General features: G+C 44.8%; 21 protein-coding genes. 15 read left to right on the top strand and 6 right to left on the bottom strand.

The window, feature by feature from the left end; translation table 11 throughout:
• Positions 1-31: 31 nt before the first annotated feature.
• The 3 genes from OCV11_RS20215 to OCV11_RS20225 form a co-directional block, all read right to left on the bottom strand.
• Positions 32-2,005, bottom strand: coding sequence for a methyl-accepting chemotaxis protein (locus OCV11_RS20215; RefSeq protein WP_261897808.1), 1,974 nt, complete (start codon positions 2,003-2,005; stop codon positions 32-34).
• 320 nt (positions 2,006-2,325) lie between these two features.
• Positions 2,326-2,508, bottom strand: coding sequence for a hypothetical protein (locus OCV11_RS20220; protein ID WP_261897809.1), 183 nt, complete (start codon positions 2,506-2,508; stop codon positions 2,326-2,328).
• A gap of 410 nt (positions 2,509-2,918) precedes the next feature.
• A complete protein-coding gene (locus tag OCV11_RS20225; RefSeq protein ID WP_261897810.1) occupies positions 2,919-4,913 on the bottom strand; it encodes a methyl-accepting chemotaxis protein in 1,995 nt (664 codons plus the stop codon).
• Positions 4,914-5,225: 312 nt separating this feature from the next.
• Between OCV11_RS20225 and OCV11_RS20230 the strand changes: the two genes are divergently transcribed.
• The 8 genes from OCV11_RS20230 (at position 5,226) to OCV11_RS20265 (ending at position 13,173) form a co-directional block, all read left to right on the top strand.
• Positions 5,226-5,618, top strand: coding sequence for an NUDIX hydrolase (locus tag OCV11_RS20230; RefSeq protein WP_261897811.1), 393 nt, complete (start codon positions 5,226-5,228; stop codon positions 5,616-5,618).
• A 20-nt stretch (positions 5,619-5,638) separates the two neighbouring features.
• Complete coding sequence (locus tag OCV11_RS20235; RefSeq protein WP_261897812.1) at positions 5,639-6,040, top strand: phosphate-starvation-inducible protein PsiE; 402 nt, start codon at positions 5,639-5,641, stop codon at positions 6,038-6,040.
• A gap of 135 nt (positions 6,041-6,175) precedes the next feature.
• Complete coding sequence (gene rimJ / locus OCV11_RS20240; RefSeq protein WP_261897813.1) at positions 6,176-6,721, top strand: ribosomal protein S5-alanine N-acetyltransferase; 546 nt, start codon at positions 6,176-6,178, stop codon at positions 6,719-6,721.
• 107 nt (positions 6,722-6,828) lie between these two features.
• Positions 6,829-8,667 (top strand): sensor domain-containing diguanylate cyclase, encoded by a 1,839-nt coding sequence (locus OCV11_RS20245; protein WP_261897814.1) that lies wholly within the window; start codon positions 6,829-6,831, stop codon positions 8,665-8,667.
• 699 nt (positions 8,668-9,366) lie between these two features.
• The gene (locus OCV11_RS20250; protein ID WP_261897815.1) at positions 9,367-10,539 is read left to right on the top strand and encodes a pectate lyase family protein; all 1,173 of its coding nucleotides are present in this window, start codon (positions 9,367-9,369) and stop codon (positions 10,537-10,539) included.
• Between the two features lie 138 nt (positions 10,540-10,677).
• Complete coding sequence (locus tag OCV11_RS20255) at positions 10,678-11,694, top strand: lipoate--protein ligase (protein ID WP_261897816.1); 1,017 nt, start codon at positions 10,678-10,680, stop codon at positions 11,692-11,694.
• 78 nt (positions 11,695-11,772) lie between these two features.
• Positions 11,773-12,318, top strand: coding sequence for a GNAT family N-acetyltransferase (locus tag OCV11_RS20260; protein ID WP_261897817.1), 546 nt, complete (start codon positions 11,773-11,775; stop codon positions 12,316-12,318).
• 435 nt (positions 12,319-12,753) lie between these two features.
• Entirely contained in the window at positions 12,754-13,173 is a 420-nt protein-coding gene (locus tag OCV11_RS20265; RefSeq protein ID WP_261897818.1) for an OsmC family protein, read from the top strand.
• Between the two features lie 21 nt (positions 13,174-13,194).
• On the opposite strand, the gene OCV11_RS20270 is transcribed toward OCV11_RS20265, so the two are convergent.
• Positions 13,195-14,202 (bottom strand): bile acid:sodium symporter family protein, encoded by a 1,008-nt coding sequence (locus OCV11_RS20270; protein WP_261897819.1) that lies wholly within the window; start codon positions 14,200-14,202, stop codon positions 13,195-13,197.
• Between the two features lie 85 nt (positions 14,203-14,287).
• Between OCV11_RS20270 and OCV11_RS20275 the strand changes: the two genes are divergently transcribed.
• The 5 genes from OCV11_RS20275 (at position 14,288) to OCV11_RS20295 (ending at position 18,263) form a co-directional block, all read left to right on the top strand.
• Entirely contained in the window at positions 14,288-15,073 is a 786-nt protein-coding gene (locus OCV11_RS20275; protein ID WP_261897820.1) for an AraC family transcriptional regulator, read from the top strand.
• A 168-nt stretch (positions 15,074-15,241) separates the two neighbouring features.
• Positions 15,242-16,111, top strand: coding sequence for a transporter substrate-binding domain-containing protein (locus OCV11_RS20280; RefSeq protein WP_261897821.1), 870 nt, complete (start codon positions 15,242-15,244; stop codon positions 16,109-16,111).
• An 80-nt stretch (positions 16,112-16,191) separates the two neighbouring features.
• Positions 16,192-16,833 (top strand): amino acid ABC transporter permease, encoded by a 642-nt coding sequence (locus OCV11_RS20285; RefSeq protein WP_261897822.1) that lies wholly within the window; start codon positions 16,192-16,194, stop codon positions 16,831-16,833.
• Between the two features lie 10 nt (positions 16,834-16,843).
• Complete coding sequence (locus tag OCV11_RS20290) at positions 16,844-17,509, top strand: amino acid ABC transporter permease (protein ID WP_261897823.1); 666 nt, start codon at positions 16,844-16,846, stop codon at positions 17,507-17,509.
• On the top strand, positions 17,502-18,263 hold the full coding sequence (locus OCV11_RS20295) for an amino acid ABC transporter ATP-binding protein (protein WP_261897824.1): 762 nt from the start codon (positions 17,502-17,504) through the stop codon (positions 18,261-18,263). Before OCV11_RS20290 ends, OCV11_RS20295 begins: the two co-directional genes overlap by 8 nt.
• Positions 18,264-18,372: 109 nt before the next feature.
• On the opposite strand, the gene OCV11_RS20300 is transcribed toward OCV11_RS20295, so the two are convergent.
• The gene (locus tag OCV11_RS20300) at positions 18,373-19,134 is read right to left on the bottom strand and encodes an SDR family NAD(P)-dependent oxidoreductase (RefSeq protein WP_261897825.1); all 762 of its coding nucleotides are present in this window, start codon (positions 19,132-19,134) and stop codon (positions 18,373-18,375) included.
• Positions 19,135-19,445: 311 nt separating this feature from the next.
• The gene (gene pdxR, locus OCV11_RS20305) at positions 19,446-20,960 is read right to left on the bottom strand and encodes a MocR-like pyridoxine biosynthesis transcription factor PdxR (protein WP_261897826.1); all 1,515 of its coding nucleotides are present in this window, start codon (positions 20,958-20,960) and stop codon (positions 19,446-19,448) included.
• A gap of 212 nt (positions 20,961-21,172) precedes the next feature.
• On the opposite strand from pdxR, the gene OCV11_RS20310 reads away from it, so the two are divergent.
• The gene (locus tag OCV11_RS20310; protein ID WP_261897827.1) at positions 21,173-22,534 is read left to right on the top strand and encodes an aminotransferase family protein; all 1,362 of its coding nucleotides are present in this window, start codon (positions 21,173-21,175) and stop codon (positions 22,532-22,534) included.
• A 370-nt stretch (positions 22,535-22,904) separates the two neighbouring features.
• A complete protein-coding gene (locus tag OCV11_RS20315; protein WP_261897828.1) occupies positions 22,905-23,792 on the top strand; it encodes a hypothetical protein in 888 nt (295 codons plus the stop codon).
• Positions 23,793-23,928: the final 136 nt, after the last annotated feature.

Here is a 23,928-nt window from a genome sequence, read left to right on the forward strand (position 1 = left end):
GGTTTGGTTGCGCTTTTTTTCAGCGTTTATGCTAGATAGGATTGGATTCTAGCTTAAATTGCTTCACTCGTGCCATGAGCTGATCCGACAAAGCGGCAAGTGAATGGCTACTTTGTGCTAATTGGTCGACTGCCGTTGCCGTTTCTTTGGTAATTTGGTTAGCTTCATCGACGTTCATGCTGATAGTGCAGGTAGTGGCACTCTGTTCTTCAATTGCCACCGCCACTTGCGCATTGGTTTCCCGTAGCTCTTCAACCGAATGTTGCACTTGATGCATGGACGATGTCACCGTCTCGGCGCGTTTGGCCGCCTGTACGGTTTTATCGCGGCAGTGAATAATCGATGACGTTGCTTTAGTCACACTGCTTTGCAAACAGACAATCAGCGCTTCAATATCTTCTGTTGACGTTTGGGTACGTTGTGCCAAGACGCGAACTTCATCGGATACCACCGCAAATCCACGTCCTTGTTCACCCGCACGGGCTGATTCAATCGCAGCGTTAAGCGCAAGCAGGTTAGTTTGCTCGGCAATGGCGCGAATGGTTTCAATGATGGTGCCAATACTCTCAGACTGATTCACCAACTGCTGAATGATATCTGCACTTTCTTCGATGTCTTTAGTAATCACACTAATATCCGATAGCACATCACGCACAGAATCAATGGTTGTGTGAGTGACTTGGCTAGCCTGTAAGGTGAAATGAGATGACTCCTCAGCATTTCGCGCGATCTCTTCCGAGGTAGCCGACATTTGATGTAGAGCAACGGTGATCTGCTCGATTTCATCTTTAAGCCCTTGGGTCGATTGGTTCACTTGTGTTGCTACGGCACTTAATGAGCCCGACATATGATTGACATTACCAGAGGCGCTAGACACTTCCTTCAGTACATCGCTCAGTGAATCAAACGAAATATTCAAATGGGTAAGAAGTAGGGTGAACTCATCTTTTTTCTTTGGGTTGACCTTAGAGCGATAGGTGAGGTCGCCTTTAGCTAAAGAACGGATCGCATGGGTTAACCCATCGATACCACGGCTGATTAAGCGCGACACGAATACCGTGCACAAAATGGCGGCAGCAATCGCTGCTGCGGTCAAACCTTCGATAACGATTTGAAACAGCTCTTTCTCTTCGTTAATCACTTGTGCTTCTTCTGTTTGCGCTTTCAACAATTCCTCTTTCATCTCAACGATCACATTGCTGGTTTTAAGACCATCCTCAGCGAGCATCTTTTTCTCTTCTGTCAACGTGTGGACAAGTTGCATCAGTTGATCAAAAGAGGTGAAGTAAGCAGATTCATGTGATTTAAACTCGTTAAATAGCGCCCGTTCCTCTGCATTTTCTAAATGTTGTTCAACGGTCTTTTGTAATGGATTAAGGCGTGTTGTGACCAGTTGGTTAAATGGATTGGCATCATGGTGGCTATCGTGTAGTGCGGTCATGGCGCTAATTTCCGATTCCAACAGAACTTCCATTAGCTTCGCTATTTCAAATTCAAACTCACTGTTGCCACTCTCTTTGGCGAACTCGAGTAACTGGTCCAAATTCTTTTTAGCGACAGCAAATTCAACAGAAAACTGTTCGTTAAACATTTTGTCGTAGAGATGGGATTGGTTAGAAACCTGTTTGAAAATATTGACATAATGATGAATATCATCAGTTAGCTCACGAGCTTCTGCAGAAAGTTTGGCTTTGTTCGCCACGTCCGGATTCTGCTTCAATAGTGAAAGCATCTGCTCCAACTTTTCTTCTCTTTGGTTAAATTCATTTAGAGCGGCTTCATCATGACTATAGAAATAATCTGTTGCAGCTAGTCGGGCCTTTAAAAATGTTGCCTGAACCTCACTCACTTGGCTAAACACTTCTGATTCAGCCAGCACATGATGAAAGGCAGTCGATGAGTGGTTCAGGCCAACGAGTGATGTGCCAGAGGAGATGGCAAAACTTAGCACACATACCCCAAACCCGAGTACTACTTTGGTTTTGACCGATTGTAAGTTAAGCATGTTGCCTCCTGAGCACACCTTGAACCTAATAACAAATTCGCTATTAAAAATTTGCGTACAATGTTAAGGAAATTATTGCATGCCGTAGGAGAAACGGAGAAAAAACAGTGTGATCAAGTTCACTTGATCTAGAGATTACGTCTTTAGTGGTGTGTTGAAAATAAGACACTTAACGGCTGAACGATCGCCTAGAAGAAGTATGGGTGTTTAGGGAACAGCTTGAGGATGAGTCCGAGTTTTATTATGACAGATAATAAACAATGGTTGGGGAGTTACCCCCACCATAGGAAAGCGATTTGCTACTGATTTCTTACTGAGTGTTACTGGCTAAATTGCACTTCGCCATGTTCGTTTTTGAGCAGATGCGCTTGGTTATTTTTAATCAGTTGCGCTGCGTGCGCTGGCGTTACCGCTTGAGTTTGACCTTTAGAACGTTGGGTTGGGGTTTCCCATGCGTTGTCACGATATAGACCTGCTTGATCGTATTCGATAATCACTTTCATCTTACACCTCGATTATTGTTTGTTGTTATTGATGACTTGCTAATTACCTTAACGCTGAGCAAAAAAGAAAAATAGCCAGTAAAAATGCAAAGTAAGTTTAATGAATAGTGTTCGATTACAGAGCACTGGTTAGGTGCAGAGGAGGTTTTGGGGGAATTGATAAGTGATATCAGTAAGTTAATGGTAAAAAGTAAGATCCAAAATAGTGCATTTTAGTGTGATGTTACTCACATCAAATAGTCTTAACTTTTACATGTGAATAAATTGATAGTTCTCTGACAAAAGTGTGATTCAAAAATAAAGGCGATGTGAATCATCGCCTTAGTGAAATTAATTCAAATTTTTAGGGCTATTGCCTTTTTAGAAGCAATCGGCTTTTTAGCTCTAGTGGAGCGCGCACGGCTAGCAAGCTAAGCGGCTTTTGTTTTGCTACGAGGCGCTTCACCCACCAACTTAAACTGTCGCACACGCTCCATCAGCCCAGTCGAAAGCTGTGAAAGATGGTGACTGGTTTCAGCCAGTTCAGTAATACTCTGCGATGTGTCAATCACGATGTCATTCGCGCAGTCCATATTGCGACTGATATCCGCGGTCACAGCGCTTTGTTCTTCCACCGCTACCACCACTTGACCATTCACTTCTTGGAGCTCTTGCACCGTATCTTGGACAACACGCACCGTGCCCGATATGGTTTCAGCACGTTCAGACGCTTGAAGGGTCTTGGCGCGACAGTGACCGATAGAGTGGGTGGCTTGTTGCACACTGCTTTGCAGCTGTTCAATGAGCTTTTCAATATCTTCCGTTGAGATTTGCGTGCGATGAGCCAAGGTGCGCACTTCATCTGCGACCACAGCAAAGCCGCGACCTTGCTCCCCAGCACGAGCCGATTCAATCGCCGCGTTAAGAGCCAGGAGGTTAGTTTGCTCTGCAATCGCACGAATGGTCACTATGATGTTACCTATGTTGTCTGATTGAGCGACTAACTGCGAAACCACTTGTGAGCTTTGCTCAATATCGGTGGTGATGTCGGCAATATCATTGAGCACCAATTGCACTGAATCGATGGTTTCTGTCGTGATTTGTGTAGCGCTCATGGTGAACTGGTTAGAGTCCTGAGCACTGTTAGCAATCTCTTCAGAAGAGGCGGTCATCTGATGTAACGCCGAAGCCACTTGCTCCATTTCACTGCGTAGCGCCTGAGATGATTTATCGACATTGTGAGCCACATGGTTCAAATCGTGAGACATGTCATTAACGCTGCCAGAGGCGCTGGTTACTTCGCTTAACACATCGTTTAACGAATCAAATGAGATATTTAGGTGTTGGAGTAACAGGCTAAATTCGTCTTTTTCAGATGGTTTCACTGGGCTGCGATAGGTCAGATCCCCTTGCGACAGAAGTCGAATCGAGTGTGCTAACTTATTCATGCCGCGTGCGATCAAGCGGCTAATTAAGACAGTGCACAGCAGTGCAACAATCAGCGCGACGGCGGTCACGGACTTAATCACCACTTCAAAAAGCGCTTTCTCGTGCGCCATTTCTTCCGCTTCTGCACGCTGTTTCTCTAACAGGTCTTGCTTAATGACAACCAAGTCTTCAGAAGTGTGGTTACCAATCCTTAAGAGCTCTTGTTTCTGATTTTCCAACTCATGTTTGTACTCCACTAACATATGGTAGCTGTTGGCAAATTTGGTTTTGTGCTCAATATAGTCGGCAAAGATCGCCCGATCTTGTTTATTTTCAAGTGAACTGTTGATAGGCGCTTCCATAGGAACGATACGCTGCTGTAACAATTTATCGTACGTGGATGCATCCGAGTGGGCCGTATTTAGGCTATTAATGGCACTGATCTCTAGTTCCAAAATGGCTTCGACCAGTTTCGCTAAATTAAATTCTAGTGCCGTATTGTGTGCCTCTTTGGCATGTTCAAGTAACACGTCGAGTGATTTCTTCGTCGCTTTGAACTCGGGCAAAAATTGACTATCAACCATCGCTTCGTATTTCTTCGATTGATTCACGACTTGCGCAAACGTCGCAAAATACTCGCTCATATCGCGTTGAATCGTGATCGCTTCATCTTTGAGTTTGGGGTTAATGTTCAGCTCCTCGCGTTTGTTCAAAGAGTCAAACGAAGAGTAAAGATTGGCCTTTTTGGTGGCAAATTCGCTGAGAAACGCTTCATCATGAGTATAAAAATAGTCGGTTGCGGTTAAGCGAGCTTTAAGAAATAGCGCTTGTATTTCACTGACTTCACTAAATATTTTCGATTCAGACAAGATATGTTTGAACGCGGCTGAAGAGTGATTTAAGGCGATTAACGCACATCCTGAAGCGATACCAAAGCAGAGTACACAGGTAAAGAAACCCAGTGTCACTTTGGTTTTGATTGAGTGTAATTGGATCATGGATCCTCCTGGTCCGTTTACGGTCGTTTAGTTAAACCCTCAATCCAATGACGTGACGTTTTTATAAGAATCGTTGTTAGCAACAAGTATTGACGCTGTTGCAGTAGTCGTCGAATTTTTTCTGTGATTCACATAACAGTACTATTTGAAAATGCATAGTAAGCGTTATCAAGAGTAAGACGCTTTGTCCAAAATGAGACAAAGAGCAGGTTGTGTCCGCAGGGTTTACATGGAATTGACAAAATAGTTTTGCCTAACACAGTTAATCGCATTATGTTATTGATTAATCAAACTCATGAAAGGAATCCAATCATGATTGAGCACCCTTGTGTCTCATTTATGCTCATTCAAAATGGCAAAATATTGCTTGAGCGCCGTTCGATGAGTAAAGAGCACGATCCAGGTTTAGTGGCGATTCCTGGTGGGCATATGGAAATAGGGGAAGCGCAGCAGGAGACGTTGCTGCGTGAGATGGAAGAAGAACTTGCCGTCGTCCCTACGCAATATCGTTATCTATGCAGTTATTTACATAAAACAACGGAATGGCAAAAAATTCATTACTACGTCATTGAAGCGTGGCAGGGTACAATTGAAGCCCACGAAGCAGATGAGGTATTTTGGCACGATCTCTCTGATCGTGAGTTAGATATCGATTCTGATCGTTTAGCGTTAGATGAATTTTTGGCGCAGCATGCGCTGGTATAAAGTAGTTTTGGAGAAGTTAGTTGAATAAAATTAGAAAGTTAGGATACCATTACCTGACCATTATTGAAGATTTAGGGCTGCTACTCATTGCAGCGTTAACCATCATTGCGATGGGCGTGGAAGTTGGTGCTATTTATCGAGCCATGACCGTCAGCCTTGGCGATTTACTTTTGCTATTTATCTATCTTGAAGTGTTGGCGATGGTGGGCTTGTATCTTAAGTCTGGTCGTCTTCCAGTCAGGATGCCTCTTTATATTGTGATTGTTGCATTGGCGCGCTATATGGCGTTGGATATGAAAAATCTCGACACCATGAATATGTTGGGCATTGCTGGTGCCATCTTAATTATCGCCCTGTCGATTTTGGTGATTCGCTTTGGTCATAAGAAATTCCCTTACGGGGAAACCGATGCGGATAATTAAGCCATATACTCGCTAAAGTGAAGCGGTTGAGCTGCGCTCCCTTTAGTCGCAGGAATGTAGTGGCAGAAATGATAAATAAACGGTCTTCGGGCCGTTTATTTTTTTACCCAATTTTTATTGATACAGGAAGAGATCATGTTGCTTACCACAGCAAGGACTCGGATTGAAATACTCAATCCCGATGAGAGTCATTTATTACTCAATTTCTATCAACAAAACCGCAAACATCTTGCGCCATGGGAACCGATTCGTGCGCCGGAATATTACACAAAAGAGTATTGGCATAATGCGGTTGCTGGCAACCAAACCCATTTCACTCAAGGTACGGGGTTTCATTTTGTCGCGCTGACTCCTGAGCGTGATCAAGTGATTGGCGTTGCCAACTTTACCAATGTGGCGCGCGGAGCATTTCAAGCCTGTTTTCTTGGTTATAGCGTCTCTAAAACGTTCGAAGGACAAGGCTACATGACTGAAATCCTTGAAACGGCGATTGACTATGTGTTCACCGAACAAAAGCTGCACCGCATCATGGCGAATTACATTCCGCATAACCAAGCGAGTGAACGCGTATTGACCAAACTCCATTTTGAGCGCGAAGGGTACGCGAAGCGCTATCTAAACATTGCCGGTCAGTGGCAAGATCACGTGTTAATGTCCAAAATCAATCCTCTCGTCGAGTAATTTCCTTCTCTTTTTTCATACTCTTCTATAGTTATAGCGAGTGAGTCTCTTAATGGGTTGGCACGATTTCTTGTGTGTAACCCTTTGAGATAGCAATAGGAAGAGTAATGGTTACCCGTTTAAAAATAGAATCCATCGAAGAGCAACACTTGCATGATAAAGCGCTGCAAGTGTTACAAAGCATGAGTGTCGGTCAAATTCCCGAGTTGGACGATTTGATAACGCTCGTTGCTGATATTTTTCAGGCTGACATTGCTCTTGTTGCGCTCTTTGACGGAACGAAGCAGCAGTTTATCTCTTCGATTGGGACTCAGCTCTCTTGCGTCAAAGTGGATGATGGCTCTTTCCATCAATTGGTACTAGAACGCCAAGAGATGTTAGTGGTGGAAGACAGCCATGCTTATCCTGAACTCACCGGCAATCCTTATCTCAATTGTCGGTGCGATTTGCGCTTTTGTGCCGGCATTCCCCTAAATCTTGAAAGCGATCCGATTGGCGTGTTGAGCATCTTCTCGACAAAGCCACACCTACTGCTTGAGCGCGATAAAGAGCGTCTTGAGCGAATTGCCCATGCCGTGGAGGGGTTGTTACGATCGCAACTCAACGCAATCAAAGCAGACATTGCCAAACAGTTAGCCCAACAAGCGCAGAATATGGCGATGCGTAAAGGGCAGCTATTGGAAGAGGTGGCAAAAGTTTCTGGGGTGGGTGGTTGGGAGCTGGATGTGGAAACCAATCAGCTCTACTGGACGGAGAAAACCCGAGAGATACACCAAGTGCCAGACGATTATATGCCGACCGTACAAGAGGCGATTGAGTTTTACGCCCCCGAGGCTAGGCCGCTGATTGAAAAAGCCGTGCATGATGGCCTCAATTCCACGGGGATCTGGGACTACGAATTACCTTTGGTGACCGCCAAAGGTAAGGCGATTTGGGTGAAAGCAACCGGACAAGCGGTGTTTGAAGAGGGCAAGTTAACTCGGCTGATTGGCGGCTTTCAAGACATCACCGCTCGTCGAGAACAAGAATTGCGCTTGCGGGCGAGCGAGTTAACCGCCCGAGAAAAATCCGATGAGTTACATACCATCATGGCGAATATGCGCCAAGGTGTCGCGGTGTTTGATGAACATACCTGCCTTAAATACTCCAATCCGCAGTATCGAGACATTCTCAATCGTACAGAAAAGCAGATGGCGTACGGCACGCCGTTTTTGCAATTGTTGCGCGAGGTTGTTGGGCGTAGTGATACTTCGCTAAGTCCAGAGCAAGTGTTTAGCCAGATGCAAACCCATTTTGCTCGGGGTGAGTCGATGGCGATCAAATACACTTTGGCTCAGAGTCGCATTATTTCAGTGCTTTATACACCTTTGCCTGATCACGGTTGGGTGACAACCGTGGAAGACATTACGGAACGGGAAAAGGCCGCAGAGAAAATTGCCTTTGCAGCTCGGCACGATCCATTAACGGGCCTTGCGAATCGATTGCTGTTTAATCAGGTGTTAGGCGATGCCTTAGTAAAAGAACACGATTCTCATCCACACGGTCGCTCGGCGCTGATGATGCTGGATCTGGATCGCTTTAAACCGGTCAATGATACCCACGGGCATATTATTGGTGACGAAGTGCTTAAAGAGGTGGCAAAGCGACTCATGGCGGTAGTCAATCGCAGTGATTTGGTCGCCCGTTTTGGTGGGGATGAATTCGCTATTTTATTGTTGGATCACGATAAGATAGAAAGCCTAGCGATAGAGGTCGCTCAAGCCGTGATTGCGGCAGTCGCTGAACCATTTTATATCCGCGACCTAGCTATCTCGATTGGGGTAAGTATTGGTATCGCGAAAGTACAAGCTGCGGATAAGAGTTTAAGTGATGTGATTCAGCGAGCGGATGACGCCCTTTATCATGTCAAACATCATGGCCGTAATAACTATCAGCTGCATCGATAGGCCGATATCACGATCCATTTATTCCTACCATCGACGGGGAAGTTCGTTATCTCCGTCCTTACGTCTGTAGTTATATTCAGCGTTACAACCGTGTTTATATCCGTACGGGCGTAGCTAAATTGTCTTCAATATCGCTTCACTATTTATTGCTTAACTATTGCTTAACTATAGCTTAAGGATCGCTAAAAAGATTGGTTAATTTATGCTCAATGTGATTGTTTTGGCACTGCTCATATTTAGCGATGTTTATTCCAAAAATGACATGACGACCTGTTTGGTCAGAGTCTAGATAAAGAGTTTTAGACCGAGTGATTATTTAATTCCATTCATAACCTTTCATTAAATTTTGTATTTTACCTTGATCTGACATTGGGTTCTTATTCATTCATCACCAGTCAGATTTCTGGCGACGTCAATAAAACTGCGTTTCGTTTCAATTTTATTGAAAATAAACATGTGATAAATGATGTAGTTATCCTAATTCGACAAGAATTTGTGGCACAGATCTTATAATAATAAAGATGTTAATTGGGAAGGTTCCCTAAGAAATAAATAAATGTTACAAAGCGCGAAATAATGAAATTTACAAAGTATTACATTCGCGTTCATTTATTAGTCTCGCGTACTGATTAATTGTGTTCGTGTGCGTAATTTTTAAATAAGAAAATAGTGTTGTCGAACCATTTATAGGAATTTTATATGACTTTTTCTTCTCATTTCGCTAAGCGTACACTTAGCGTTGCTGTGACTTGTGCGTTAAGTGCAGCGGTGGTTATTCCAGCTCAAGCAGCTTCTCTGTATACCAATGAAGCACTGACCGAAGCGACGATTGGTTTTGCAACCCAAAATGGTGGTACTACGGGTGGCGCTAAAGCCGACAGCGCTCATATTTATCTTGTTAGTTCTATTTCAGCGTTTAAAGCGGCGTTAGAAGAAGATGAAGGTGATGCGCGCATCATCCAAATTAACGGCACTATTGATATTAGCGGTGGCACAGCCTACACCAGCTTTGATGATCAAAAAGCCCGTTCACAAATTAAGATTCCTTCCAACACCACGATCATCGGTGTTTCTAGCGATGCGGGCTTTACTAACGGTTCACTTGTGATGTCTGAAGTGAGCAACGTGATTATTCGTAATATCCACATTGAAACCCCTGTTGACGTTGAACCGCACTTTGAATCAGGCGATGGCTGGAACGCAGAATGGGACAGTATGACCATCACTTACTCAACCAACGTATGGGTTGACCATGTGACATTTGATGATGGTTCATACACCGATGCGGATTACACTGAAGTTGAGGGTTACGAATACGTTCGTCACGACGGTATGCTGGATATTAAACACGGCAGTGACTACGTAACGGTTTCTTATTCTCTATTTGAAAACCACAACAAAACCATGTTGATCGGTCACAGTGCAAGTAACTCAAAAGAAGACCGTGGTCATTTGCGTGTCACGCTGGCTGATAACATCTTTAGCAAAACCACCCAACGTACGCCACGCGTTCGTTACGGTAAAGTGCACGCGTTTAACAACCTATTCGAAGGCGATTACAAAGATTCTGCTTACCCATTTATGTACGCGTTTGGTTTAGGTTATGAAGGTTCTATCAATTCTCAATACAACGTATTTAATATTGATAACCTAAAAACTACCAAAATGAGCAAAGTGGCTAAAGTGTACAAAACCAACTCAGAGTTAACTGAAACAGGCTCTTTGTTTAACGGTACGGCATTAGATCTCAGCGGCAGCAACATTCCTGCTGAAGTGTCTTGGAGCGTTCCTTACACTTACACACTGTATTCAACGGATGGTTTGGCAACTTACCTTAAAGCGTCTGCTGGTGCAGGTAACTTGTCACTATAATCGACAAGCACACAAACCATTTTTAAGGATGCTTCGGCATCCTTTTTTTCACCCTGTTTTAGGATGACGCCTTTTAGTGATTCTCAGTGAAAAATCACTTAACATAGTGCGCAATCAACTAGATAGACAGGTCTTGCTATGAAAAAAACGCGTATTCTATTGTCCCAGTCCACTGATCCTTGGTTTAACCTTGCGGTGGAAGACATCATTTTTCGTTCAATGCCTGCCGATCAGCGCGTGCTTTTTTTGTGGCAAAACAACGACACAGTGGTGATTGGCCGAGCACAAAACCCGTGGAAAGAGTGTAAAACCGACATCATGGAACGAGATAAGGTGAAATTGGCTCGCCGTCAAACCGGCGGTGGCGCGGTATTTCATGATCTCGGCAACACCTGTTTTACCTTTATGGCGGGAAAACCTGAATACGACAAAAGTGTCTCGACTCAAATCGTGTTAGATGCACTCGCCAGTATTGGCGTGCAGGGTAAAGCGACTGGTCGCAATGACTTAGTCGTGGAAGATGAGCAGGGCGTGCGCAAATTCTCCGGCTCGGCATATCGTGAAACCATTGATCGCGGTTTCCACCACGGTACGATTTTGATGAGTACCGATATGTCGCGTTTGGCAGATTACCTCAATCCCGACCCGAAAAAGTTACAAGCCAAAGGCATTACTTCGGTGAAATCTCGCGTCATTAACCTCAATACCATCGTGCCGCAAATCGACCATAAAATGGTGTGCGATGCGATGATAGAAGCCTACAGCCGCTATTACGATACCGAAATTGACATCGAATTTATCTCTCCAGAGGCGTCAGCCGATTTGCCAGATTTTGAGATGAAATTTGCCAAGCAAAGCAGCTGGGAATGGAACTTTGGCAGCACGCCGCAGTTTACCCACCAACTGAGTGAGCGTTTTGTCTGGGGTGGGGTGGATCTCTATTTGGATGTGACGCACGGCGTTATTGAACATGCGCAAGTCTACAGTGATGCGTTGGATCCGAAACCGATTGAACTGTTCGGTGCAGCTTTGACTAAGCAGACTTACACCGTAGACGGTATGCGTCAAGCGATCAGCTCTGTGATTGAACAAGCGCCTGAATATCAAGCGCAACTTGAGGAACTTGGCACCTGGCTTGGTGCGCAAATTCAATAGTATTTCCTTTATTAAGCGTTCCCTGTTATTAAGAGTTCCCTTTATTCAAATTAGGGCAGATCAAGAGAAGGACACACAATGATTTTGAAGGCCGGGATGGTCTACCTGCGAGCGTTAGACGTTGAAGATACCGAAAGCTTCTACCGCTGGGGCTGTGATGATGAGATAACGCAATACAGTTTGTCTGGGTATCGCTACCCACAATCACGCGCTGATGTTCAAAAATGGCTAAGTCAGATTAACGATGATAGCCGTACCATTACGTTTGGGATTGTGCTGCAAGAAACTCACCAATTGATTGGCTACACGGGCATCAGTTCAATGAGCACGCTGAACCGCAGCGGTGAGTTTTTTATCTTGATTGGTGAAAAAGATCTGTGGGGCAAAGGGATTGCCTCATTAGTGACGCGGCGTATCACTGAATATGCCTTTGCTGATATTGGATTACATCGAATGACCTTAACCGCGTTTGCCGATAATCCTGCTGCAGTGAAGGCCTATTCTAATGCCGGTTATCGCCAAGAGGGCGTTTTACGCGATGCTGGCTTTCGTCATGGTGAGTTCAAAGATAAGGTCGCTATGGCGGTGCTTTCTACAGAATGGTCTTTTAATTCAGTGAGTTAATATTAGTTATTGCTGTTTTAGCTGTTCATTTATTTCATAAAACCAAGTCACATTTCGGTGACTTGGTGCATTTGCTCAACAAACTTCCCTCAGTATCAACTCATTTGATAATAATTGAATTAACAATTGGTGCGTACTTCACCGTTTACGCCGATTTATCTCCTTAAACTCGATAATGATAATGAAACCGCGTTCATGGTCTGCTACTATCTGCGGCTTTATCGATAACGCATAGCAAACGCTTAAAATCGAAAGCAGAAATGTTCGAATGATTACGTGTTTGCTAGGCTTTAATTTATTGATATTACAAATAAAACATTCAGATTCATCAATCGCTTTCTGAAATTGTCAGTAGAGCCTTGGTGATGACCCTGAACGTGCGCAGCGCGTCAGTGAATGTTTAGCGGTGTATATAACTCTTAGGAGAAGGCTATTATGACTGTTAGCGTCGAATGGCAGCAAGATTATCAATTTGATGTAATCAATGATCATAACTTTCATTTCCCAGTGGATAACAACAATGAAAGTGCGACCTGTCCAACCGACATCCTGTTATCAGCCTTAGGCAGTTGCTGCTCTGGTGAAGTGGTTGCAGGATTGAAGCAACAGGGCGTTGAACTGTTTGGTATGAAGACCGACGTAAGTTACACCTTAACCGATACTCAGCCTCGTCTGTTTAAAAGTGTGAACTTGCATTTCATCATCAAAGGGTTTGGTTTAAACGATTCGATGGTAAACCAAGTGATTGAAAGTGCGATCAATGAAAATTGTCACGTCGCTTTGATGTTAAAACCAACGATGGCGATTACCTACACTTATCACGTTGTGCAGATCTCAAAAGAGTTGGCATCCTAATCCAACTCTTTTGCAATTTGCTTATTTGTTTAACGGTAGATGAGCATTGGCTTGGTCAGCGTAACGGTTAGCCAATATTGCACAGTAAAATAGCTGAATTGGGTGATAGAGCATGATAGGTAACAAAATCATGCCTAAATCTGGTGACGCACTAAAAATAACCTTAGCCATAGGAATCCCAGCGGCTAGGGTTTTTTTCGTTCCACAGAAAACCGCAGCCACTTCATCCGCATGATCAAAGTGCAAACGATGCGAGCCCCAGCGCAATAGGTGAGTAATCGCCAGAAGCACCACCACACAAATCACGGCCGAGACACCGAGCAAGGTGGCAGAGAAGTGTGACCAAATGTGTTCAATGACCGAATCACTAAAGGCGTTTAGCACGATCATCAAAATGACCCATTTGTCGATTTTGTTGGTGATGTCTTTGTAACGAGCCAATAGATTCCCGAGCACCGGACGCAGCAACTGACCTGCGACCATCGGCAGCAATAACAGCTCAGCAACGGAGATGATGGTGCCAGTCACATCAAGGCGAGCGCCGGTCGATTGAGTAAACCATCCCATTAACAGCGGCGTGACAAACACCCCAAGCACGCTCGATAAAGAAGCGTTAAAAATCGCGCCAGGGACGTTGCCTTTACCGATACTGGTCATCGCAACAGAAGAGGAGATGGTGCTTGGCAGTGCGAACAAATAGCAAAAGCCGATGGCCAATGCAGCCGGAAACAGTTGCGACATCATGCTGCCGAAGATCACCCAAATCAGTGGGTAAATGGCAAAAGTAGTCAGCTGCACCACAATATGGAGTTTCCAGTTACTCACCCCTTGGCGAATCTTCTCTGGCGACAAACCAATACCGTGCAAAAAGAAGATGATGGCAATACCAATGCCGGTCAATTTATCCAGCTGTAACCAGCCATGGCTTTTACCCAGATCGGGCAATAGAGCAGCAATCACAATCATCAAGAGCATTGAGACGATAAACCACTCTTTTTTAATACGTTGTATGACCGAATGAAGAGACATAAAAGTGTTCCAGAAAGGTTGAAATAATGACCCGGGCTAAGGTACGCTGTCTTTCTATTTCCTGCTATCGAAGTTAAGACAAATTATGTCGAATACCCGACAAATACGCACCATTCCAGTGTATGAACAGCTGCCGCGTCCGGTTTGGGCTCGTCCCGAGCGCTGGGATGAGCAAGGTAGCGCCACGCCATGGCACTCCCATACATGGGGCCAGTTTTCTTACGCCGCACAAGGGATATTGTCGGTACAAACGGAAAACGCCAGTTACGTGTCGCCGCCGCATTACGGTATTTGGGTACCAGAGGGTGTCACACACCAAGTGGTGTCCGATGGTGCTGCCACCATGAACAGTCTTTATATCGATTCGCAGGTGTTGCCCGGCGCGGGGTGGGAAGCGCCGTTTGTCTGCGTGATTTCGCCACTGTTTCGTGAACTCATTATTCGCTTTTGCCAAATGCCAGCCTTGTATGAATTGCAATCGGCGCAAGAGCGATTGGCGATGGTGCTACTCGATGAGCTGCAGCTACAAGAACGGGTCAGTTTAGAACTGCCGATGCCACAAGACCGCCGTATTCGCACACTGTGCCAGCAATTACAGGCCGATCCAGCGCATCGTTGGAGCGTTGAACAATGGGGCCAGAATATTGGGCTCAGTGGTCGCAGTATCAGTCGCTTGTTTGTGAAACAGACTGGGTTGACGTTTCAGCAATGGCGTCAGAGGCTGCGCTTTATCTATGCCTTGAATCTACTTGAGCAGGGCATAGTCGTGACCGACGTGGCACTGCGCTGTGGCTACGATTCTGTCTCGGCATTTGGTGAGGCGTTCAAAAAACAATTTGGCTGCACACCGGGCCAATTTTTCCACAAATGATAGGGCCAGAACTGGCACCATTACTGCTGTGCTGGCCTTAATTTCATTTTTTTTTGGCTCTATTACTCTTTGGTAGAGTCAGTAATAGTGAAAGCATTGTTAAGGATTGCTAAAAAGCTAATTGTTGTGAGAAATCATAACGTAAGGAAACTATCACAGGAGGTGGTTATGAAATTAGCGAGTCAACAATTGAAACGTATGGGTAAAGTTACGCTATTGGCACTGATGCTTGGAAGCTTCGCTGCTCACGCTAACGATTTGCCTCAAATCAAACAAGCGGGTGTGTTTAAAGTTGCGACTGAGGACGACTACGCTCCATTCAACTTTATGGACAACGGTACACCAGTTGGTTTTAACAACGATGTATTGAAAGAGCTGAAAACTTACGCCAAAGGTTTCAAAGTTGAGCAAAGCATTCTGCCTTGGACTGGCTTACTTGCAGCGGTTTCTTCAGGTCAATACGATGCGGCTATCACAGGCGCGTTGGTGACAGACCAACGTTTAAACGTGTTCAACTTCGTTACTCCTTTAGCGTCTGCACAGCACTACTTTGTCAAACGCAAAGGTGACGATCGCCTAGATAGCATCAAAGATCTTGACGGCAAAACAGTGGGCATTCAAGCGGGTAGTGCGTTCATGGCGCGTTTACCAGAGCTGAAAAAAATGCTGGCTGACCAAGGCGGCAAATTGGGTAAAATCGTGCAATACCAATCTTACCCAGAAGCTTACGCTGACCTAGCCAATGGCCGTCTTGACTACGTTATCAACGCCGTTATCTCAGTGAACGACCTAGTGAAAAAACGCCCAGACGTGTTTGAAAAAGGTCTGCCAGTGTCAGGTGGTGGTTTCGTGTCATGGCCTGTGCCAAAAAATAGCCCAGAGCTACTTGCCTTCCTTGATGGATTCGTTGAACACCTGAAAGCCACTGGCAAACTAACAGAGCTACAGAAAAAATGGTTTGGTCAAGAGTTTAAAGGATTGCCTGATCAACCGATCACCAATGTGGCCGATTTCCATAAGCTAGCCAACATCAAGTAACAACTAAGTAAAAAAAGAAGCTGTACCGGCCCAGCCGTTGGGCCGGATTTCCGAGAAAGCCAACAAAGGAGCACGACTAGATGGATTTGAGTGCTTGGATAATGTTACTCAAGGGCGCTGTGACCACGATATGGGTATCTGCCACAGCGATCACTATTGGTGTGTCGATGGGACTACTTATCGCCATCATTCGCCAACGTAAAATTCCGGTCATCGATCAACTACTTGCCTTATACATAAGCATCGCTCGTTCCACTCCGCTTGTGACTTTGGTGCTGTTCATCTTCTTAGCATTACCTGCTCTTGGGTTGCAATTGGATGTGACTGTCGCCGCCATCATGTCATTGGCACTGAATACCGCTGCGTTTAATGCCGAAATCTGGCGCTCAGCGATACGCAACTTTTCTATGGATCAAAGAGAGGCTGCTTATGCATGCGGTATGACTGAATGGACCTTCTTCCGTCACATCATGTTGCCTCAGATTTTCTCCGTCAGTTTGCCTGCGCTCGTGAATGAAATGTCATTTTTGATCAAAGGTAGCCCTGCGGTGGCGATCATCGGCTTAGTAGACTTAACCCGTGTTACTAACCGTATTTCCTCTGTCACGTACGAACCACTTTACCCAATCTTAGGCGCTGGGATCATCTATATGATCATCGTTGGTTTGCTCGTGAAAGCCCAATCGATCGCCGAAGTGAAAGCTCGCCGTTTAGCGATATAAGGAGAGTCAAATGAATGAATGGGCAATGATTTGGGAAGCACGTGATCTGTTTCTCGAGGGATTTGAAGAGACCTTATACCTCTTTGCACTCGCTGCTGTAATTGGTTTTCTGTTTGGTTTGGTATTGCTGTACGTGCTGGAAGCGAAGATTCCAGTGTTGTCTCCCGCGGTTCGCGTTTTCATGACCGTGATGCGTACCGTACCGTTTCTTATTTTGGCTTACTTGCTCTATTACGGATTAGGTCAATTTGGTTTCCGTATGGAAGCGGAGACGGCAGGTTTGGTGTCGTTAGTGCTCTATCACGGCGCGTATTTCTGCGAAATCTTGCGTGGTCAACGCTTGGTGATGCAAAAAGGGCTGGTGGAAGCGGCGCATGCACACGGTTTTCGTCACCACCAAACCTTCTTACACATAATTTTACCTACCGTGATATTAAGTGCGTTGCCACTGCTTGGTAACCAGTTGATTATCACACTAAAAGATACTGCGTTTCTGTGTATCATTACGGTTCAAGAGATCACTGCATCAGCAAACAGTGTGCAGTCGACTTACTTTATCCCGTTCAAAGCTTTCCTAGTTGCGATTGCTCTGTACTGGGTAGTCGGACTTGCGATTGAAAATGCGATTAAGTTGATTGGATTGATTGGTAAGAAAAAAGGATTTTATCATGCTTAATGATTCAGCAATTGAAGTGAAAAACTTGTCAAAACAATTTGATGGTATCGAAGTGCTACGCGACATCAACTTGACGGTAAACAAAGGCGATGTAGTGAGTATTTTAGGTTCGTCTGGTTCAGGTAAATCGACCTTATTGCGCTGCATGAACTGGCTAGAACAGCCAGACAAAGGCAAGATTTTCATCGGTGATGAACGTATTGGTGTTAACGATGAAAATGACCAACCAATGAGCAATAAACAGTTAGCGAAAATTCGTGAACGTGTCGGCATGGTGTTCCAAAACTTCAACTTGTGGCCTCACTTAGACATCTTACATAACGTGATGATGCCGTTGCTGAAAGTAAAACACATGAAGCGACATGACGCGGAAAAAATCGCGCTAGAACAGCTTGAAAAAGTGGGCATGCTTGAGAAAAAAGACGTTTACCCAATCACTCTTTCTGGTGGTCAAAAACAGCGTGTGGCGATTGCGCGCTCTTTGGCACTGAGCCCAGATGTAATTCTTTTTGATGAACCGACTTCAGCACTTGACCCAGAAAGGGTAGGTGAAGTGTTGGGCGTTATGAAGCAGCTTTCTCAAGAAGGTTACACCATGGTTGTGGTAACCCACGAAATGGATTTTGCTCGTGCCGTATCCGACCAAGTGGTGTTCCTTGAAAAAGGCAAATTGATCGAAAAAGCGCCACCAGAAGAGTTCTTCAATAACCCTAAATCTGAGCGTGTCCGCCAATTCTTAACTTCTTTTGCTTAATCTTGTCAGCAAAGATTAAAGAGTAAAGATCAAGGGGCTCACCCAATAAACAAAACCGTCGCAATTGCGACGGTTTTTCATTTCAACAAAGGCAATTCAAGCAAGCGAATTACTTGTCTCTGTCGACCGCAAATGGTCCCCACGCTTGGCGCAGCGGCATCACTTCAATGCGGTTAATGCACATGTGATCAGGCAAGGTTGCGATATAGAACATCTGCTCAGCAATGTCTTCGGCACTCAGTGGTGTGGTGGTGCCATAAAGTGCATCAGAAGCGGCTTGGTTACCTTTACTGCGAACCAAGGTAAATTCGGTTTCAGCCATGCCAGGTGCTAAATCGGTGACACGCACTGCGGTGCCCAGTAAGTCGCAGCGCAGGTTATAACTGAACTGTTGCACAAAGGCTTTACTTGCGCCATACACATGGCTGCCCGGATAAGGCCATTGACCAGCGGTAGAGCCAACGTTGATGATCGACGCACCTGCACCGGTTTCAATCAGGGTCGGCAGTAGCGCATGAGTCACGTTGACTAAGCCTTTGATGTTGGTGTCGATCATGGTGTGCCAGTCGTCGAGGTCGACTTTTTGTGCGGGCGCAAGCGCTAAGGCGAGCCCTGCATTATTGATGAGCGATTTCACTTGTTTAAAAGGTTCGGGCAAAGATGCAACAGCTTCTTTTACTGCGGCTGCATCACGAACATCTAACACGTGATAATGAACGGGAACCGAGGCGCTTAACTCTTGCGCTAACGCTTTCAAGCGGTCTTCACGGCGGCCACAAATGACGACCGACCAGCCATCTTTAGCAAAACGGCGCGCTGCTGCGCGACCAAATCCGGATGTTGCACCAGTGATAAATACCACGTTTGCCATACTGACTCCTTGTCTAATTAAAAGGGTAAAGAGAGGTGTCACCACGATAGCTTCATTATGGTTGGGAAAATCTAAGTAACACCTGAATGAATGTTAACCATCCTTTCATGACTGCGTGATTTAGGCAACGATTTGTTTACATGGGCTTTATGGCTAAGCGATGAGCTTGATAGAAAATTCGTTGCCCACGAAAAAGGGTGTAAAACTGTGCGTTTTACACCCTTAATGACCGATTCAACGGGCTGAATTAGGTTAAGTGTTGCGGCTATTCATCACGCTAAAAGGCTATGATTCATGACGCCAAAAGGCTGCTATTCGTCACGCCAAAATGCCTCTTGGCAAGACGTGAGCGCGAGAGTGCGAACAATCTGGCTGAGGATTTCGATGCCCGGTTCGATGTTCTCCGCTTTAATAGAGCCAAAGCCGAGACGCAGAAAACGATAGTTAAGGTTTTCTGGATGCATAAATAACACATCACCATCTTCGACAATCACGCCCTGTTCCCGCGACAATTTTGCCACTTGCTTGCTACTGACCCCATCGGGCATTCGCAACCAAAACGCACTCCCACCAAGGGTGTCGGACGTGATGCACTCAGGTAAATGACGTTCCAACGCTTGGCGCAGTGCTTGCCATTTTTCGCAGTAGGCGCGTTTAATCTTACTTAAGTAGGTATCGTAGTAGCCTAAAGAGATAAACAGCGCGCAGGTGCGTTGGTTATTTGAAGGTGGATGGCGATACATCAAACGGCGCAGCTTACGAGCTTGGGCAATCATATTGCGATCCGCCACCATAAAACCGATCCGCAGACCGGGTGAAAGAGACTTCGACAAACTGCCGACGTAAATCACGCGGCCATTTTTATCCAAACTCTTTAACGACGGATGCGGCTGTTGATTGATATTGATTTCACTGTCGTAGTCATCTTCGATGATCACAATGTCATGTTCATCCGCCATTTGTAGCAGTTCATGGCGACGTTTAAGTGACATTGTCACGTTAGTCGGCACCTGATGGCTTGGCGTCGTGTAGATGTAATCACACTGAGTGAGCTCTGGAGTCAAAGAGACCCCTTCAGGATCGATGCGTAGCCCTTGAATATTGGCATGAAAAGTCGAAAAAATATGGCGTGCATCAGGGTAACCCGGCTCTTCAATGCCCACGGTAGAGTGATGATCGGTGAGTAGCTGCGCAATCAGAAACAGAGAGTTTTGCGTGCCAATCGTCACCAAAATTTCATCGCTATCGGCAATGATGCCACGTTTACTTAATACGTTGGTTTGCAGCTGTTTTATCAACATAGGATCGTCGTCATCGACGTGATCGGCGAGCCAATCTTTAATCACGTTGGTCCGCTGCGCTAAACGGCCACATTCGCGCCAATGGCTGGCAGGAAACAGGCTTTCGTCAGGTTGACCATAAATAAACGGATAAGGAAACTCTTGCCAGTTGTTGAGTTTGATACGGCTACGTTGTCCGGAAAAGTCACATTTGAACTTATTGCCCCAAACTGGTGCATCACCTACGCACTTAGGTGCAGGCTCTTCTCGTTTGAGCGGGTTCACTTGAATGGCATCTATCTCGGGATTGGCAAAAAAACCACTCCGTTGATGCGACACCAAAAATCCCTCATCCACTAAACGCTCGTAGACTAATACAATGGTATTTCGCGATACATTGAGCATTTGTGCTAATTTTCTGCAAGACGGTAGAGCTTTGTCTGCAAATATCCCTTGATGAATCTTTTCCAGTAGATGTTCTCTGATCTGTTCTTGGAGGCTTCTATCAGGAGAAAATTGAATGTGAATTAAATGATCGTTCTTCAAAATCTACTCCTCTTTTTTATATTTTTTTTATAGAAAAGCATGATATGTGCCATTTTTGAATAATTACTCAGAAATATGCTATTTGATGCCTTTGTCTATTCGCTAAGAAGCACAAAAGTGGTCCTAAAAATACCGAGATCTGGACCTAAACGCCGGACAGAATTTGCTCTAACGTGAAATTTGCCTTCGTTAGCAATGAGGAGAATGACGAAATGGACTTGTCATCAGTAGCATCAAGTAAAGAAAAGGATCAACAACACGTTTGGCATCATATGATGCAACACGCGAACCATACCGCACCGATGTTTGTGAAAGGTGAGGGCAGCTACCTTTGGAATGACAAAGGGGAGAAATTTCTCGATGCCGTCGCTGGTGGCGTATGGTGTGTTAACGTCGGTTATGGCCGAACTCGCATCGCCGATGCCGTGCATGACCAACTGGTGCAACTGAACTACTACGCGGGTTCTGGCGCAACGCCGATTGCTGCGGAATTTGCCGCTAAACTGCTGAGTTATATGCCGGGTTTGAGCCGTGTGTATTACTCCAACTCAGGCTCTGAAGCCAATGAGAAAGCGTACAAAATGGTGCGCCAAATCGCTGAGAAAAAATACGGCGGTAAAAAACACAAAATTCTGTACCGTGATCGCGACTATCACGGCACCACGATTGCTTGTTTGAGTTCTTGCGGACAGGAAGAACGTAAAAATCAATATGGCCCATTTACCCCAGGCTTTGTTGAAATCCCTCACTGCTGCGAATACCGCAGCCAATATGGCGAAACGGATAGCTACGCAGAGCTGTCGGTTGAAGCGGTAGAGCAGATCATTCTTAAAGAAGGCCCTGAGACGATTGGGGCGATGGTGCTTGAACCGATTACTGCTGGCGGCGGGGTGATTGTGCCTCCTGCTGGGTATTTCCGTGGGATTGAAGCCTTGTGTCGTAAGTACGATATCTTGCTGCACATTGATGAAGTGGTGTGTGGTATTGGCCGCACTGGTCAATGGTTTGGCTATCAACATTTTGGTATTCAACCGGATATTGTCACTATGGCCAAAGGGTTAGCCTCTGCCTATGCACCAATTTCGTGCACAGTGGTTACCGAAGAAGTGTTCAATTTGCTCAACGACCAACCGGAAGAGCGTGAAAGCTATTTCCGCGATATCAGTACCTTTGGTGGCTGTACTGCTGGCCCTGCTGCCGCGTTAGAAAACTTACGCATTATTGAAGAAGAGCAGTTACTGCAAAACAGCGCCGCAATGGGTGAATACCTCAAAGGACGCCTCCAAGCACTGCAAGAAAAATACCCTTTGATCGGCGATGTGCGCGGTGAAGGTCTCTTCATCGGCATGGAGCTAGTCAATGACCGCACCACCAAAGAGCCGGTCGACGAGTCGGTATGTATGGCACTGGTTGGCCTATGCGCGCAACAAGGCGTGCTGATTGGCCGCACAAACCGCTCATTTCGTAAATACAACAACACCTTATGTTTGAGTCCAATGCTGACTCTCACCAAAGAAGAGGCGGATATGATTGCAGACGCAATTGACTACGCCTTTGCTAATTTAAAACGTTAATCCTTTTTCTCTTCGAGCCATTGGTCACGTCGATTTCCATAAATCAGCGTGGCCTTTTTTATTGGACGTTCTTAGCGGGCGCTTTTACATTGTGGTTAACACTAAAGAGTGAGTCGCCTCTCTTTTTGTACTATTGCTGACCAATTTGCTAAGTCAATTCTTGATCTAATTTTTTAATGGCAGATTATGAATCTAGTTGAGCAATTGCGATTAGACAGATATGTTCTGCAATGTGTGAGTGTAAGGAAGAGTAAGGCTTACAGAACAGTATGTTGCTGGAGTGGTGTCTGTAGTTTGTGAAAATATTTTATAGACAATGTCTGTTGAAAAGATGCTGTTATGTATATTCTCAATCTATGAGTGAGTTTTAATGAGTAAAAAGTCGACTATAAAGTTTTTTTCTCCCGAAAAAGGTTTTTTTGAACTGGGTATTGTTAGGGGAACTGGAGTTTTCATTCTATTGTCTTTTGTGATCGGTTGCTTTTTAATACATAGGTATTTGTTGAAAGATGGGATTGTCGTAGAAAGTGTTGAACAACTGAATGGATTGTTAGTTGCCTTTAAATTGCCTTTGGCTTTTTTAGCGATGAGTATCCCAGTTGGAGCCATCTTTGCTGCAAACCATCGTTCGGAGCAAACAAAAGCTCAAATATCCCTAAGCGCAGAGCAGAATAAATTTATTAACTATTATAAGCACCTCGAGGAGTTTGAGGATTATTGTAAAAAAATAAACTTATATAGCGAAGATATAACTAAGATCAGAAGCTTACATAATGCAATTTTCCCATTAGCAATGGATGGTAGCTATATTGTTACAGAGTCTTACGAGTCAGCAGTAAGAGAGCTTATCTTAAGCTTGTTCCTGTTATCTGCACAAATGAACAATAGTAGTAGTCGGGAGTTTTATGGCAATTGGGGTATAAAATATGATTTCTGCAATAAATTATCAAATTTAGATAAGTTTAGTGGATTGGTATCGGATAATGCATATTCCGAACTTGAGAAAACTCTTCGTGAAAATGGACAAGTAGAAACTTTAAAATGCGCTCAGAGTTTAGTTTTGAAAGCACTGCGTGATTCATTATCGTTAGCTAGTTTTGATACATCCTTTAAATTAGAACTTCCTAACCGACGTTTAGAGAATGCAAAGAATATGGACTTTTTATTGCATATCAAAAACGAAACACTCATTGAACGAGTAGCCGAAGAGTTTGGTATTGCTCATGGTCCATCTATTTATAGTATGTCATTGCAATAAATATACATAACAAAGCGCTTAAGACGGACTAACAAACGTTCGGCATTTTTAATTTGGTTGAGTTAAGTGTTTATGGTGTTCAATTTAGGTTTGTGCCAAGTTTGTTAGCCACTTAGCTTAGCGTTGGCCAGTTAAA

This window comes from Vibrio porteresiae DSM 19223, from assembly GCF_024347055.1.
Taxonomy (GTDB): Bacteria; Pseudomonadota; Gammaproteobacteria; order Enterobacterales; family Vibrionaceae; genus Vibrio; species Vibrio porteresiae.